The organism is Arthrobacter sp. MYb224 (genome assembly GCF_002975455.1).
Classification (GTDB): Bacteria; Actinomycetota; Actinomycetes; order Actinomycetales; family Micrococcaceae; genus Glutamicibacter.
In genome coordinates this window covers 20,819-34,172 of record NZ_PCPU01000011.1, presented here as the reverse complement: position 1 = coordinate 34,172, position 13,354 = coordinate 20,819, and the positions used below count along the sequence as shown (strand labels likewise).

12 protein-coding genes are annotated in these 13,354 nt (G+C 57.1%); 2 read left to right on the top strand and 10 right to left on the bottom strand.

Features of this window, described 5'->3' with window-relative positions; genetic code table 11:
* Window positions 1-20: 20 nt before the first annotated feature.
* The 3 genes from recG to CQ017_RS16250 are packed head-to-tail and all read right to left on the bottom strand — an operon-like array spanning window position 21 to window position 4,234.
* Window positions 21-2,192, bottom strand: a complete 2,172-nt coding sequence (gene recG, locus CQ017_RS16260; RefSeq protein WP_258133770.1) for an ATP-dependent DNA helicase RecG — start codon at window positions 2,190-2,192, stop codon at window positions 21-23.
* A 7-nt stretch (window positions 2,193-2,199) separates the two neighbouring features.
* A complete protein-coding gene (locus CQ017_RS16255) occupies window positions 2,200-3,165 on the bottom strand; it encodes a DAK2 domain-containing protein (protein ID WP_105554575.1) in 966 nt (321 codons plus the stop codon).
* A gap of 22 nt (window positions 3,166-3,187) precedes the next feature.
* Entirely contained in the window at window positions 3,188-4,234 is a 1,047-nt protein-coding gene (locus CQ017_RS16250) for an LCP family protein (RefSeq protein ID WP_105554574.1), read from the bottom strand.
* Window positions 4,235-4,381: 147 nt separating this feature from the next.
* Between CQ017_RS16250 and CQ017_RS16245 the strand changes: the two genes are divergently transcribed.
* Window positions 4,382-4,822: a DUF3515 family protein gene (locus tag CQ017_RS16245; protein ID WP_374954999.1), complete on the top strand. Its 441-nt coding sequence runs from the start codon at window positions 4,382-4,384 to the stop codon at window positions 4,820-4,822.
* A 65-nt stretch (window positions 4,823-4,887) separates the two neighbouring features.
* On the opposite strand, the gene CQ017_RS16240 is transcribed toward CQ017_RS16245, so the two are convergent.
* The 6 genes from CQ017_RS16240 to leuC all read right to left on the bottom strand — a co-directional run bounded on the left by CQ017_RS16240 (window position 4,888) and on the right by leuC (window position 11,476).
* Window positions 4,888-6,000 (bottom strand): D-alanine--D-alanine ligase family protein, encoded by a 1,113-nt coding sequence (locus tag CQ017_RS16240; protein WP_105554573.1) that lies wholly within the window; start codon window positions 5,998-6,000, stop codon window positions 4,888-4,890.
* Window positions 6,000-7,034 (bottom strand): NAD(P)H-dependent glycerol-3-phosphate dehydrogenase, encoded by a 1,035-nt coding sequence (locus tag CQ017_RS16235; protein WP_258133769.1) that lies wholly within the window; start codon window positions 7,032-7,034, stop codon window positions 6,000-6,002. The genes CQ017_RS16240 and CQ017_RS16235 overlap by 1 nt, the downstream gene beginning before the upstream one ends.
* 27 nt (window positions 7,035-7,061) lie before the next feature.
* Window positions 7,062-7,835, bottom strand: coding sequence for a 1-acyl-sn-glycerol-3-phosphate acyltransferase (locus CQ017_RS16230; protein WP_258133768.1), 774 nt, complete (start codon window positions 7,833-7,835; stop codon window positions 7,062-7,064).
* A gap of 14 nt (window positions 7,836-7,849) precedes the next feature.
* Window positions 7,850-9,169: a UDP-N-acetylglucosamine 1-carboxyvinyltransferase gene (gene murA / locus CQ017_RS16225; protein WP_096287100.1), complete on the bottom strand. Its 1,320-nt coding sequence runs from the start codon at window positions 9,167-9,169 to the stop codon at window positions 7,850-7,852.
* Between the two features lie 247 nt (window positions 9,170-9,416).
* Window positions 9,417-10,022, bottom strand: coding sequence for a 3-isopropylmalate dehydratase small subunit (gene leuD / locus CQ017_RS16220; protein WP_105554571.1), 606 nt, complete (start codon window positions 10,020-10,022; stop codon window positions 9,417-9,419).
* 14 nt (window positions 10,023-10,036) lie between these two features.
* Window positions 10,037-11,476 carry a 3-isopropylmalate dehydratase large subunit gene (gene leuC, locus CQ017_RS16215; RefSeq protein ID WP_105554633.1) on the bottom strand — a complete coding sequence of 480 codons (1,440 nt, stop codon included), beginning with the start codon at window positions 11,474-11,476 and terminating at the stop codon, window positions 10,037-10,039.
* Window positions 11,477-11,598: 122 nt separating this feature from the next.
* Here leuC and CQ017_RS16210 point away from each other — a divergent pair, with 122 nt between their 5' ends.
* The gene (locus tag CQ017_RS16210) at window positions 11,599-12,321 is read left to right on the top strand and encodes an IclR family transcriptional regulator (RefSeq protein ID WP_096287226.1); all 723 of its coding nucleotides are present in this window, start codon (window positions 11,599-11,601) and stop codon (window positions 12,319-12,321) included.
* A 12-nt stretch (window positions 12,322-12,333) separates the two neighbouring features.
* Here CQ017_RS16210 and thiL read toward each other — a convergent pair whose 3' ends face one another.
* Window positions 12,334-13,350 (bottom strand): thiamine-phosphate kinase, encoded by a 1,017-nt coding sequence (gene thiL, locus CQ017_RS16205; protein ID WP_105554570.1) that lies wholly within the window; start codon window positions 13,348-13,350, stop codon window positions 12,334-12,336.
* Window positions 13,351-13,354 lie beyond the last annotated feature (4 nt).

The following is a 13,354-nucleotide window of genomic DNA, read 5'->3' as shown; positions in this document are numbered from 1 at the left end:
CCACTTTCGAAATGTAGATATTAGTTTTTATTCAAGAATTCGCTGGTGGACTGATCGATCCACGACCCTACAACCGAGGCGAGCTGCGAGTTCTCGGTGGCCCAATTCCCGGATTGCATGAGCAGCTGAACGTCGTCACGGGCCGATTCGATCAAGCCACGATCTTTGATAATACTCAATTCACGCAGTGTTGACCGGCTACCGGACTGTTGAACGCCAAGGATATTTCCTTCCTTGCGTTCGGCAAGGTCCGCTTCGGCCAATTCGAATCCGTCCAGAGTCGATTCAATGGTGCGCAGCCTATTGACCGACTGGTGATCGGCGTCTAACCAGGTGGTCAGCAGGCAGGTACCCGGCAATCCGCCACGGCCGACACGACCGCGCAACTGGTGAAGTTGTGAGATCCCAAATCTTTCGGCGTCCATGATCACCATCAAGGTTGCGTTGTGCACGTCCACACCGACTTCGATCACCGTGGTGGAAACCAGGACATCTATCTGCCCGGTTGCAAATTCATCCATGATGTCCTGCTTGTCAGAGGAGTCAAGCTGCGAATGCAAAGCTTCCAGACGTACGTCGGTGAACGACGGCATTGTGGAAAGAAGCTCAAACATTGCTTCAACGCTCATGGTTTGGTTGGCCCCGTCTTCGGCGGTGGCTACCAAGATTCCTTGCTCCGCTGCCGTTTCCGAAATTCTCGGGCAGACCACATACACCTGATGCCCTTTGCTGACTTCTTCTCGTATCCGTGAGAAAAGCCGGTCCCGGTATCCGGTGAGCTGCATGGGAACGATATGCGTGGAGATGGGGGCGCGTCCGGCCGGCAGCTTCCTGATGGTGGAGATATCCAAGTCGCCAAAGACAGTCATTGCCACCGTACGTGGAATCGGCGTGGCGGTCATGACAAGCGTGTGAGGCACCGCAACTTCTCCTTTGGCCCGCAACGCATCACGCTGTTCGACACCGAATCGATGCTGCTCATCGATGACGACGAGGCCGAGCTCGGCAAATCGCACGTGTTCGCCGAGCAGTGCGTGCGTGCCGATGATCAGGCCGGTCTCCCCGCTGGCTATGCCTAACAGGGCTTCCCGGCGTTGAGCCGTTTTGGCTGAACCGGTCAGCAGCGCGACCCCAGTTCCCTCGCCTTCGCCGAAGAGGCCTGGGTCGGCTAGGTTCCCCAGCATCTTCTTTATAGAGGAATAATGCTGCGCGGCGAGGACCTCTGTCGGTGCCAACAATGCCGCTTGTCCCCCTGCGTCAATGACTTGCAAGATCGCACGGAGGGCAACGACGGTTTTACCCGAACCGACTTCGCCTTGCAGCAAGCGGTGCATGGGATGCGCTCTAGCCAGGTCAGCGGTGATAGCCGTCCCGACCGCTAGCTGATCGTCAGTGAGCTCGAAGGGCAGTCTTGATTCGAATTTATCGGCGAGTCCATTTTTGACTTGCGTTCGGGCGATGGCTGGCTGATTTCCCAGCTTCCGATTTCGTTCGGCAAGCGAGAGTTGCAGCAGAAAGGCTTCTTCGAAGGCGAAGCGCTGCCGGGCAATATACGCCTGTTTGATTTCGCGCGGGCTGTGCCTATCCAGGTAGGCCTTCGCCCGACGCGGATAATGATGCTGCTCGAGGATTGTCTCTGGCAGGAACTCCGGAAGCTGCTCTTCGGTGAACAGTTCCGTGAGCAGGGCCATCAGATCACGAATTTTCTTATTCGGCATTTTTGCCGAGGCCGGATAGATCGGTATTGGCCGCGGGTCTGCCTGCTCGGCCGTGTCCAGAATTGCGTAATCCGGTTGGCTCAGCTGCAAATGGTCTTGGTACCAGCCCACCTTGCCGCTGAACATCGCGATGGTTCCGATGTGCAGATCATTGCGCGCTTGGTAGCCGTTGAAGAAGGTCATCCGCAGTTCTTGCCCATTGTTGGCAAGTTCGTCGCTCACCGTCACTTCAAAGATGAATCCACGCCGTGAGTGCATCTGCCGCTGGCTGACGTTGACCACCTGGGCCACTACGGTGACGTGTTCGTCAAAAGGCAGCTCGGCAATGGGGGTCAGCTCCCCCACGTCCACATAGCGGCGGGGAAAATGCCGGAGAAACTCTCCAACGGTGGTGTACCCGAAGGCCTTCTCTATCGCTCCAGCATTTTTGGCGCCCAATGCCTTGGAGAGCTCGGCTAGTTCAATATTCTTCAATCGGATGTCATCCATCATGGGTACACAGATCGGTGACGCTGACGTTCACCGGCTCGCCCTGTTGACGGATGAGTTCCAGCGCAGCCTCTGCTTGGGCAACATGAACGTGCACTCGCCAACGGTAGAATTCTTCGCTGGTCGAATTGACCGGCGACATGATGACCGAATCTCCGATTCGATCCAGCTGACCACGCAAGGTCGCTGCTCCCAAGGCGTCCAAGGTGATGGTGCACATGACCTCGACACCCTGAGCGTCATTCTGGATCAGATGCACATGAGGATCTTGGATATGGTACCCATGGAATCCTTCATAATATTCGAAGTCCGTCTCGGTGCCGCGGACGGCAGCGCAAAGCTCATCAAGAATTACCAGCATCCCAACTGCGCCGGCATCTACCACTCCAGCCCTTTCAAGGCTGGGCAATTCGTTCTCGGTGCCGTGCACTGCCATACGTGCGGCTTGAGATACCTGGCTTAGCACCGAATCCAGCGCGGCGCGGCTTTCGGCATCGATTTTCAGGTGGGCCAACGTGGATCCGGCTGCCAGTGCGGCGGCACTGATCACCGAGAGCATGGTGCCCTCAACGGGCTCGCTTAGCGCCGACCATGAGCGGACCTTGGCGCGTTCCAGCCCCTTGGCCAAAATGCTGGCGTTCAACCGGTCATGACCCAGCCAAGGTTCGGCCAGGCCGCTGAGAAAGACTGCAAGTAACGTTCCCGAATTGCCGCGCGCCGACTCCATGGCGGCGCGAGCGGCAACTTCCAAAAAGGCACCGATATCGTCGCTTTCCAACTTGCTGACCGCATCTTGCCCCGCCCGGGCAGTGAGATACAGGTTGCTACCTGTATCTCCATCCGCCACGGGGAAGACATTAATGGCATTCAGCCGATCGGAATGATTCCCGAGACTCTTCACGCTCCGCTGCAACCATTCACCAATGGCGCGCACGGAGGTATCGAGTTTTTGTGTCATGGGAAATCGGGTCTTTCAGTTCTTAGCGGGAAAGGTCCGTGGTATTCACGAATTCTTCCATCTTGTCTTCCTGCAACGCGGTGCCAAACTTGTCGATGGTTGCCATATCCGGAATGACAATCGACTGCCCATCCGCCGAACGGCTAGGGCCGTTGTTCGGGAGCGTAAAGAATGACATGTCGTTTGGACGCACATTCATCATCGAAGTGGCATAGCCAGCCACGGTAGATGCATCCAATGATTCATCAACCGCGATAAAGGGAGCCATCTCACTGACGACGCTATTAAGCTTAGCCGGATTGGTCAGTGTTTCCTTAGACATAATCTGTCCAAGCATTGCTTTGACAAACAGCTGTTGGTTCTTGACGCGTCCATAGTCGCTGCCCGGGAACGACTTGCGTTCACGAACAAAGGCCAGGGCTTGTTCTCCATCTAGGGTCTGGACACCAGCCGGGAAATACATGCCATTGGTAATTGACTGGCGGAAAGCCTGGGGATTATTAACGGTTACGCCACCAAGCGCGTCCGTCAACCCCTTGAATCCTTCAAAGTCGATTGAGGCTACGTGGTTGATGCGCACCCCGAATAGGCCCTCTAAGGTCTCAACTGCCTTTGGAACACCGCCGCTGGCAAAAGCACGGTTGATCTTCGCAGTACCGACTCCTGGAATGTCCAGCCAGGTATCACGCATGACCGAGGTGACATAAACCCCATCGCGATCAGCCGGAATATGCACCAACATCATGGTGTCCGAACGACCACCATTAGGCAGGGTGCCAAAGTCATCTTCCGAATCATCGACATCGCGAGTGGCGCGTGTATCACTGCCAAGGAGCAGAATATTTACGGCATCCTTTGATTCTTCCTTAACTTCTGGACGAGTTTCCTCGGCCGGGAAAGCCTCGGCGATCTTGTCGCTCTTCTCATCGAAGGTGCGACCGAGATTCCATACGTACCCGCCGGCTACCAAACCGGCAATAACGACCAGCGCGAGAATACCGATAAGGATTCCACGCCCAGTACGTTTCTTCTTCGCACGGGGGCGTGCAGGCTGTTCTTCAAAGGACATATGCTACCTTTCACAGTTTCAACTCTTTACATCCTATCTTTCAGAAACGAACGGTAGGCTGATAAAGTGCCAGTTTTCAGTAATAAGAGTCAAGAGTCATCAAAACTTAATCTAAGGATTAGGCGTACAAGTGCGCTATTCGTTGGAATTGCGGTGCTTGCACCCACGCTCTCCGCGTGCGCCTCCATTGCCGCCGTCGAGCCTGCCGCAGATGCAGGAAATCCACTGTGCGCCGAGATGATGGTCATCCTTCCCGAATTCGTCGGGGATGCCGAGCGTCGAAGCACGAATTCACAGGCAACGTCCGTATGGGGCGACCCTTCGAAGGTGGTCCTGCGATGCGGAGTCGAGGTGCCCGGACCAACTACGGATCCGTGCGTGTCAGTCAATGATGTTGACTGGATTGCCCACGAGGGTGACGACGGGATTTGGACGCTGACCACCTACGGCCGCACACCAGCTACAGAAGTCGTGTTGGATCCGCAAGTCATTCCATCCAGCACGGTTCTGGCGTCGCTTTCCCAAGCAGCGTCGCGCATTCCGGCCGAGGGTGCTTGCCTGAGCGTCGATAAGAGCGTGGATCTCTGATTAACGCAAAAGAAGCGTTTGGCCGCGATCCTGGATCTTGTGCGGCCAAACACTTCTTGAGCGGTTTAGCGTAAACCGATCTTCCGCTCGCAGGCCAAGGCAATCAATTCATCAATCAGTGCGCTGTAGCCAATCCCGGTCTTGTCCCACATCTGCGGGTACATGCTGGAAGGCGTGAAGCCAGGCATGGTATTGATCTCGTTGATGATCCATTGGCCATCTGGTGTGTAGAAAAAGTCCACCCGGGACAGTCCCTCGGCATCGATGGCATCGAACGCCTTGACTGCCAGCTCGCGGATGCTCGCCGTAGCCTCTTCGCTGAGTATCGCCGGGCAGCTGAGTTTCGCGGCAGTGCCATCAACGTATTTCGCTTCAAAATCATAAAAGGTATGACCATTATCAGCAACGGCAATTTCGCCCGGCATTGAGGCACGGGCAGGCTCTGAGCGACGGCCTTCAAGTACCCCGCACTCAATTTCACGGCCGCTGATTCCTTGCTCAACAATGACTTTCGGATCTTCAAGGCGAGCCGCTTCGATAGCTGCCCGAAGGCTTGAAGACTCATCCACCTTGGTGATTCCCACCGACGAACCGGCACGTGCAGGCTTGACGAACAAGGGGTACTGCAAGTTTTCGCAACGGGCCAGCGCCGCTTCGCTGTCGCGCAGCCATTGCTTATTGGTTATCACTTCGTAGGGACCTACGTTGAATCCGGCACTTTCGAATACGACTTTCATGAAATGCTTGTCCATGCCCATGGCGCTGGCAGCAATGCCCGAACCGACGTAGCCGACGCCAGACATTTCAAGCATGCCCTGGATGGATCCATCCTCGCCGAATGGGCCGTGGAGCAGCGGGAACACCACATCGATCTGGCCCAGATCCGTAATCTGCGAGTCCGCGTAATGCAACAGCGTTGTACGTTCAGAATCGTTTGAAAGGTGGACCGGCTTATCGGCCACGGCGATTTCGGGAAGCTTCCCGGAGCTCAGCGTCCACCCCGATGAATCTTCATCGACTAACGTCCAAGCACCATCACGGGTAATCCCGACAGGGATCACGTCAAAACGATCCTTGTCGATTTCTTGCATCACGCCGGCTGCGGTGACGCAAGAGACCGAATGTTCAGAGGAACGGCCGCCAAAGAGCAATAGCACCCGTGGTTTACGCTGACTCATTACTGCTGTTCCCCTTCAGATTTCAGTTCTCGTGCCAGAAGCCGCTCAGCCATGTTCTCCACGCTTAAGTTTCCTTCCAAGACCATCACCACTGCTTCGGTGATTGGCATTTCCACCCCGTGGCTGCGTGAGAGATCAAAGACCGCACGGGCCGATTTGATCCCTTCAGCCGTTTGCGACATCCGGTCATTGACTTCTTCGATGAAAAGTCCCTGACCCAGCAGACGCCCGGCGGTGTTGTTTCGCGAAAGCGAGGACGAGCAGGTTGCGACTAAGTCACCCAGACCAGACAGGCCAGCCAAGGTGTCCAACCGTCCGTCTAGGGAAATAACCAGGCGAGTGGTCTCCGCCAACCCACGCGTAATAACCGTGGACTTGGTGTTGTCCCCCATCCCCATGCCGTCGCACATGCCAACGGCCAGGGCAATGATGTTCTTGACAATGCCCCCAAGCTCTACGCCGAGCACGTCATCATTGGTATACGGGCGGAAATAAGGAGCGGAGCACAACTGTGCGATCCAATGGGCAGTTTCATTGCTGGTGCAGGCAACCACCGAAGCGGTCGGTTGCTCGCGGGCAATTTCCATGGCCAGATTCGGACCGGAAAGCACGGCAATGCGGTCGGCTGGAATTCCAGTGACCTCTGCCATGACCTCGCTCATGCGCAAATCCGTACCGCGCTCCAAGCCCTTCATCAGGGAAAGCAAAACAACGTCTTGCTCAAAGTGCGCGGTGAACTTCGCTAATTCCTCACGAAGCGACTGCGCCGGAATTGCCAAGACCACCAGGTCCGCGTTGGCCAGCACTTCTTCAACATTGGAAGAGGCAGTCACATTTGCGGGAAGCTTCGTGTCGCGCAGATAGCGCGAGTTCGTGTGCCGTTCGTTGATTTCCTGTGCGGCTTCGTCCCGACGAGCCCAGATTTGCACCGGAATGCTTTGTTCAGGCACCGCGTCCGCAAGCACCTTCGCAAAGGTTGTTCCCCAGCTTCCGGCACCCATGACGGCGATTTTACGTGGTAGCGGCTTACTCAAGGCAGTTCCTTCGCTAGGTATTGAGGCTTAGTCGTTCGGAGGTTTTGGGGCATCAAATTCCCGACCAGTGGATGTTTGTCCATGTTCGGACGGATTCCAGAGCTTCTCGGGCGGAACCTGCTGACGCAGCTCGGACTGCAGCTCGGTGATCGAAGCCATGATCCGCTCGGTGGCTGCTTGCAAGACCGAACGCGTTCGCGGGCCGCTGCGCAGATCGTCAAGTTGCACCTGCTCCCCCACGCTCAAGGTAACGTGCTTTCGTGGGAACGGGTACATCTTCTTGGCATAGCGAGGAAACAGCTCTTGATCCCCCCAGTGCGCCATGGGAACTACTGGGGCACCCGTTTGCAGCGCTAGTCGCGCAGCCCCGGTGCGACCGACCATGGGCCACAATTCCGGATCACGCGTCAAGGTCCCCTCGGGGTAAATGACGATGACGCCGCCTGCTTCAAGCACCCTTTTCGCGGCACTTAGCGAATCCGCCGCGTTGGATCCACTACGTGAGACAGGGATCTGACCGGTGGCACGCAAGGCAGCGCCGAGGACCGGAACCTTGAACAAGGATTCCTTGGCTAGCCAGCGAGGCAGACGGCCGCTGCTGTAGATCGCGTGACCGACAACCAGTGGGTCAATTTCGGTGAGGTGATTTGGGCAAAGGATAAATCCTCCGGAGGGAAGCTTGTCAAAGTCCTTCCAGGTCTTGCCCATCAGCACGTTCATTGCCGGACGCACAACCCCGGCCAAGATGGCAAAGACTGTCTTGGTTTTAGCTGTTTCCCGGTGCACTAGATTATCTGTCACGATCCAGTGTTCCCCTAGTTGCTCAGTTCAACATTTGCGCCCAAGGCAGTGAGCTTATCCATGAAGTGCTCGTAGCCGCGGTTGATGATTTCAATTCCGGTGACCTTGCTGGTGCCTTCGGAAGCCAGCGCCGCAATCATATGGGAGAAACCGCCACGGAGGTCCGGGACGTCTATATTTGCACCTTTGAGCTGCGCTGGGCCGAGTACGACCGCAGAGTGCTTGAAGTTCCGCTGGCCAAAGCGGCATGGAGTGGAGCCCAAGCAGTCCGTATGGACCTGAACCGTAGCGCCCATGCGCACCAATGCATCAGTGAAGCCGAAGCGGTTTTCGTACACGGTTTCGTGGATCACCGACACGCCATTGGCCTGCGTCAACGCGACAACCAACGGCTGCTGCCAGTCCGTCATGAAGCCTGGATGCACGTCGGTCTCCAGGATCAACGGATTCAACTCGCCACCCGGGTGGAAGAAACGAATACCGTTGTGGGCAACCTCGAACTCGCCACCGATCTGGCGGTAGACGTGAAGGAAGGCAGTCAGATCCCGCTGCTGGGCGTCTTCTACGAAAATATCACCCTTGGTGACCAGCGCTGCCGAAGCCCACGAGGCGGCCTCATTGCGGTCAGGCAATGCGTAGTGGTCATAGCCGCGCAGTTCGTCAACGCCCTGGATGCGGATGACGCGGTCACGGTGAACCGAAATGATGGCACCCATTTTTTGCAGCAAGGAAATGAGGTCCAAGATTTCTGGCTCGATAGCAGCGTTGCTGACTTCGGTCACACCCTTGGCGCGGACCGCGGAGAGCAGTACCTGCTCGGTGGTTCCAACACTTGGGTACTGAAGTTCAAGCTTGGCACCGGTCAGCCCCAGGGGCGCAGAAATACGGATACCTGCCGCTTCCTTGTCCACGACCGCACCGAATTCGCGCAATACCTCTAAGTGGAAATCGATGGGGCGGTCACCGATACGGCAGCCACCCAGATCGGGGATGAACGCTTCCCCCAGGGAATGGATCAGCGGGCCGCAGAAAAGAATCGGGATACGCGAGTCGCCCGCGTGGGCGTCAATCGCCTGATTCGAAGCGCTCTTCGCCGCGACCGGATCCATGGTCAGGTCGCCTGTTTCAGGATCCTGGGAAACCTTGACGCCATGGATCTCCAAAAGGCTACGCACTACCGCGACGTCTTTAATTTCCGGTACGTTGCGTAGTACCGAGGGAGAGCTTCCAAGCAGGGCTGCAACCATAGCCTTGGGGACCAGGTTCTTAGCGCCGCCTACTCGAACGGTGCCTTTCAAGGGGACACCGCCATGGACCGTTAGAATCTTACCCATGTATGAATAAACCTCATCGCGTAGTCGTTTTTCCTGCCCGGACCGGTGGGCCAACAAAACAGGCAGGACTTAGCAAGCATACCGCCATCGTGGGAGCAGTTCTGGGCAGTTTAGCCCGTGGCGCACACATTGTGAGCATGCTTTCAGGGTTGGACTATTGATGGGTCGGCTCGCAATTGCGGCAAAACGAGAAAAGCCTCGCCCGCAGACACCTACTGGTGGGTACGGACGAGGCCTAGATTCGTTATCAGTCAGCAGTTCTTGCAGGCAAGGTCTGCGGCTTGAATGCTGGGCGGGTAGCTTCAAAGGATGTGACGTCTTCCTCATGCTGCAAGGTCAGCCCGATGTCATCAAGGCCTTCCATTAAACGCCACCGCGTGTAGTCGTCAATCTGGAATGGGGCCAGGATCGAACCGCACTGCACGGTACGTGCTTCCAAATTTACGCTGATCTCGGTACCCGGATTGTTCTCCAGCTCCTTCCAGATCAGTTCGATATCGCTCTGTGCGACCTCGGCTGCTACCAGACCCTGCTTACCCGAGTTGCCCCGGAAGATATCGGCAAAACGTGAGGAGATCACCGCTTTGAAGCCATAGTCCTTCAACGCCCAGACGGCGTGTTCACGGGATGAACCGGTGCCGAAGTCCGGACCGGCAACCAGCACCGAACCATTGGTGTACGGCTCGGTATTCAGGATGAAATTCTCATCCCGGCGCCAGCCGGCAAACAATGCGTCTTCAAAGCCCGTGCGAGTGATTCGCTTCAGGTAGACGGCCGGGATGATCTGGTCGGTGTCGATGTTGCTCTGGCGCAGCGGGACACCAATCCCGGTGTGGGTAATGACTTTTTCCATGATGGTGTTCCTTCCTAGACCGATGCCGGAGCGTTAATGAGATCCGCAGGCGAAGCCAGCGTGCCACGGACAGCGGTAGCCGCGGCGACCAGCGGGGATACCAGGTGGGTGCGTCCGCCCTTGCCCTGGCGCCCCTCGAAGTTTCGGTTTGAAGTCGAGGCGCAGCGCTCCTGTTCGGCCAACTGATCCGGGTTCATACCCAAGCACATGGAGCAGCCGGCGAAACGCCATTCGGCACCGAAGTCCTTGAACACCTGGTCGAGGCCTTCCGCTTCGGCTTCGAGACGAACTCGTGCCGAACCGGGAACCACGATCATGCGGATCTGCGGGTCCTTTTCACGGCCCTTGATGATCTCGGCCGCGGCTCGCAGGTCTTCCATCCGCGAGTTGGTGCAGGAACCCAGGAATACGGTGTCAACACGGATTTCCTTCATCGGTGTTCCACCGATGAGTCCCATGTATTCGAGCGCGCGTTCGCAGGCCTTGCGGTCATTTTCGTCTTCAAAATCTTCAGGTGCCGGAACCCTGGAGGAAAGCGAAACGCCTTGACCCGGGTTGGTGCCCCATGTGACGAATGGTTCCAGTTCATCAGCGTTTAGGAACACCTCATTGTCGAAGCGTGCACCTTCATCGCTTTGCAGGGTCTGCCAGTATTCAACGGCAGCATCCCACTCGGCACCTTGCGGCGCATGCGGGCGTCCCTTGACATATTCGAAGGTTGTTTCGTCCGGCGCAATCATTCCTGCGCGCGCACCGGCCTCAATGGACATGTTGCAGATGGTCATGCGTGCGTCCATGGACAATGCGCGGATCGCGGAGCCACGGTATTCCAACACGTAGCCCTGCCCGCCGCCGGTGCCGATCTTGGCGATGACAGCCAAGATAATGTCCTTTGCGGTCACTCCGGGCTTGAGCGTGCCTTCAACATTGATAGACATGGTCTTGAACGGCTTCAGGCTCAACGACTGGGTTGCCATCACATGCTCAACCTCGGATGTACCGATGCCGAAGGCCAATGCGCCGAAGGCGCCGTGGGTCGAGGTGTGGGAGTCACCGCACACCACGGTCATGCCCGGCTGCGTCAGACCCAGCTGCGGGCCAACCACGTGCACGATCCCCTGTTCCTTGTCACCCAACGAGTGCAGGCGAACACCAAATTCCTTGCAGTTATCGCGCAAGGTGAAGATCTGTGTCCGGCTGGTCAAATCCGCAATGGGCTTGTCAATGTCGAGGGTCGGGGTGTTGTGATCCTCGGTGGCGATAGTGAGATCTGGGCGGCGCAGCTTGCGCCCGGCCAACCGCAGGCCTTCGAAGGCTTGCGGCGAGGTGACCTCATGTAGCAGGTGAAGGTCAATGTAGATCAAATCGGGCTGTCGGGCTTCGCCCTGCCCTTCTCCCTGACGCACTACGTGCGCATTCCAGACCTTTTCTGCCAAGGTCTGGGGCGACTGCATGGTGGACATGCGACACACTCCTCAAGCTACGAACTATCAACACCTTTACTTTGACACTTCACAGAACCCCATTTCCAGTATCTGGACTTGAATCTCAAATGCTGAGACGTGATAATGATGTCATGACTACAGGTAGCGGTGTTGGTGTTCTGGATAAGGCAGCAGCCATTCTCAATGCATTGGAAAATGGGCCAACGTCCCTCTCGCAGCTGGTCGAAATCACTAGAATTTCCCGGCCAACGGTGCACCGCATCGCCCAATCATTGGTTCACCATGGCCTGGTGGGCCGCGACTTGCACGGCCGATTCGAGCTCGGTGGTCGACTCGTCGAGCTAGCCAGCGCGGCCGGTGAAGACCGCTTGGTCAGCACTGCAGGGCCGGTATTGACGAAACTGCGCGATCTGACCGGCGAGAGCACACAGGTATTCCGCAAGCAGGGTGAATTCCGTGTGTGTATTGCCAGCGCGGAACGTCCTGTGGGATTGCGTGACACCATTCCGGTGGGGACGCAGCTGTCTATGAAGGCAGGTTCTGCTGCGCAGGTTCTTTTAGCCTGGGAAGACAATGAACGCATGATCGGCGGCCTGCAACATGCTCGTTTTACCCCGACCATTTTGGCCGGGGTACGTCGCCGCGGGTGGGCCCAGTCGCTAGGCGAACGCGAACCAGGCGTCGCCTCGGTGTCGGCTCCCGTGCGCGGTCAATCGGGGCGGGTCATTGCGGCATTGTCGATGTCTGGCCCGATTGAACGACTAACCCGTCAGCCGGGAAAGATCCACCACGATTCCATAGTCAATGCCGCGCGCGAGCTTTCGGACTTGCTGCGGATCCAGTCAGAAGGATAAATCGGCGGGCGCTTAGCCGAAGTGGTCGAAACCGCTTCGGTAGTCCAGCTGCTTTCCATTGAGGAAAACATTGGAACGCCGGCCGGTCAGCGGCACCACTTCGCCCACCACCGAGAATTCCTCTGGAATCTCTACGCCTGCCGGGAAGCAAGCGAGCAATCCGAAGTCCTCGCCGCCGTGCAGTACCCATTGCATAGGATCTATGTCCAAGAGTTTTGCCGCTGGTTCCAGCCGATGCGCGAATACTTCAAGTGCGGACTTATCCAACTTGATACTGACATGGCTCGCCTTGGCCAGCCGTCCAGCATCTCGGACGAGTCCGTCGGAAATGTCCATCATGGCATGAGCGCCGGATTGAGCGGCTCTCGGGCCAGACTCCAAAGGCGGAGTTGGCTTGCACTGGGCATCGGCAAGACGTAGCACCGCGCGGCTCCAGGTCGTTGCTTCATGCTTTCCCTCTAGCAGGGCTAGCCCTGCCCCGGCTGCACCTAGTCGGCCAGCTACGGCGAGCCGGTCTCCGGGTTTAGCCCCCGTGCGAAGGATTTTTCCATATTCGCACTCGCCCAATACGGTGGTAGTCACCGAGATCTCTGATGAGCGACTGAGGTCACCGCCTAAGATGGCCAAGCGATCGGCCCCGAGCGAAGAAATCGCGGCAGCAATTCCACGCGCGAATTCCTTGACCCAGGCCAGCGAGACCTCCGCTGGCATTGAAAGTGAAATGACGGCACCTGTAGGGACGCCACCCATGGCGTTGATGTCAGAGACATTTTGCGCGATCGATTTCCAGCCGATGTCATATGCGGCATGTTCGTGTCCGCTGGGCCAAACCAAACGAAAATCCTGGTCTTGGACAATGGTATCCACGGAAACGACTACTTCTCCCCCGGCAACGCGTAGCGCTCCGGCATCATCTCCTGGGCCGAGTCCCGCGTCCTTGGCATCCAAGAGCGGGAGGATCTCGTTCAAGATTCCTTGTTCACCAATGTCGCCCACGGTCGGGCTATTGTCAGTCTGTTGATTAGTCACAGGT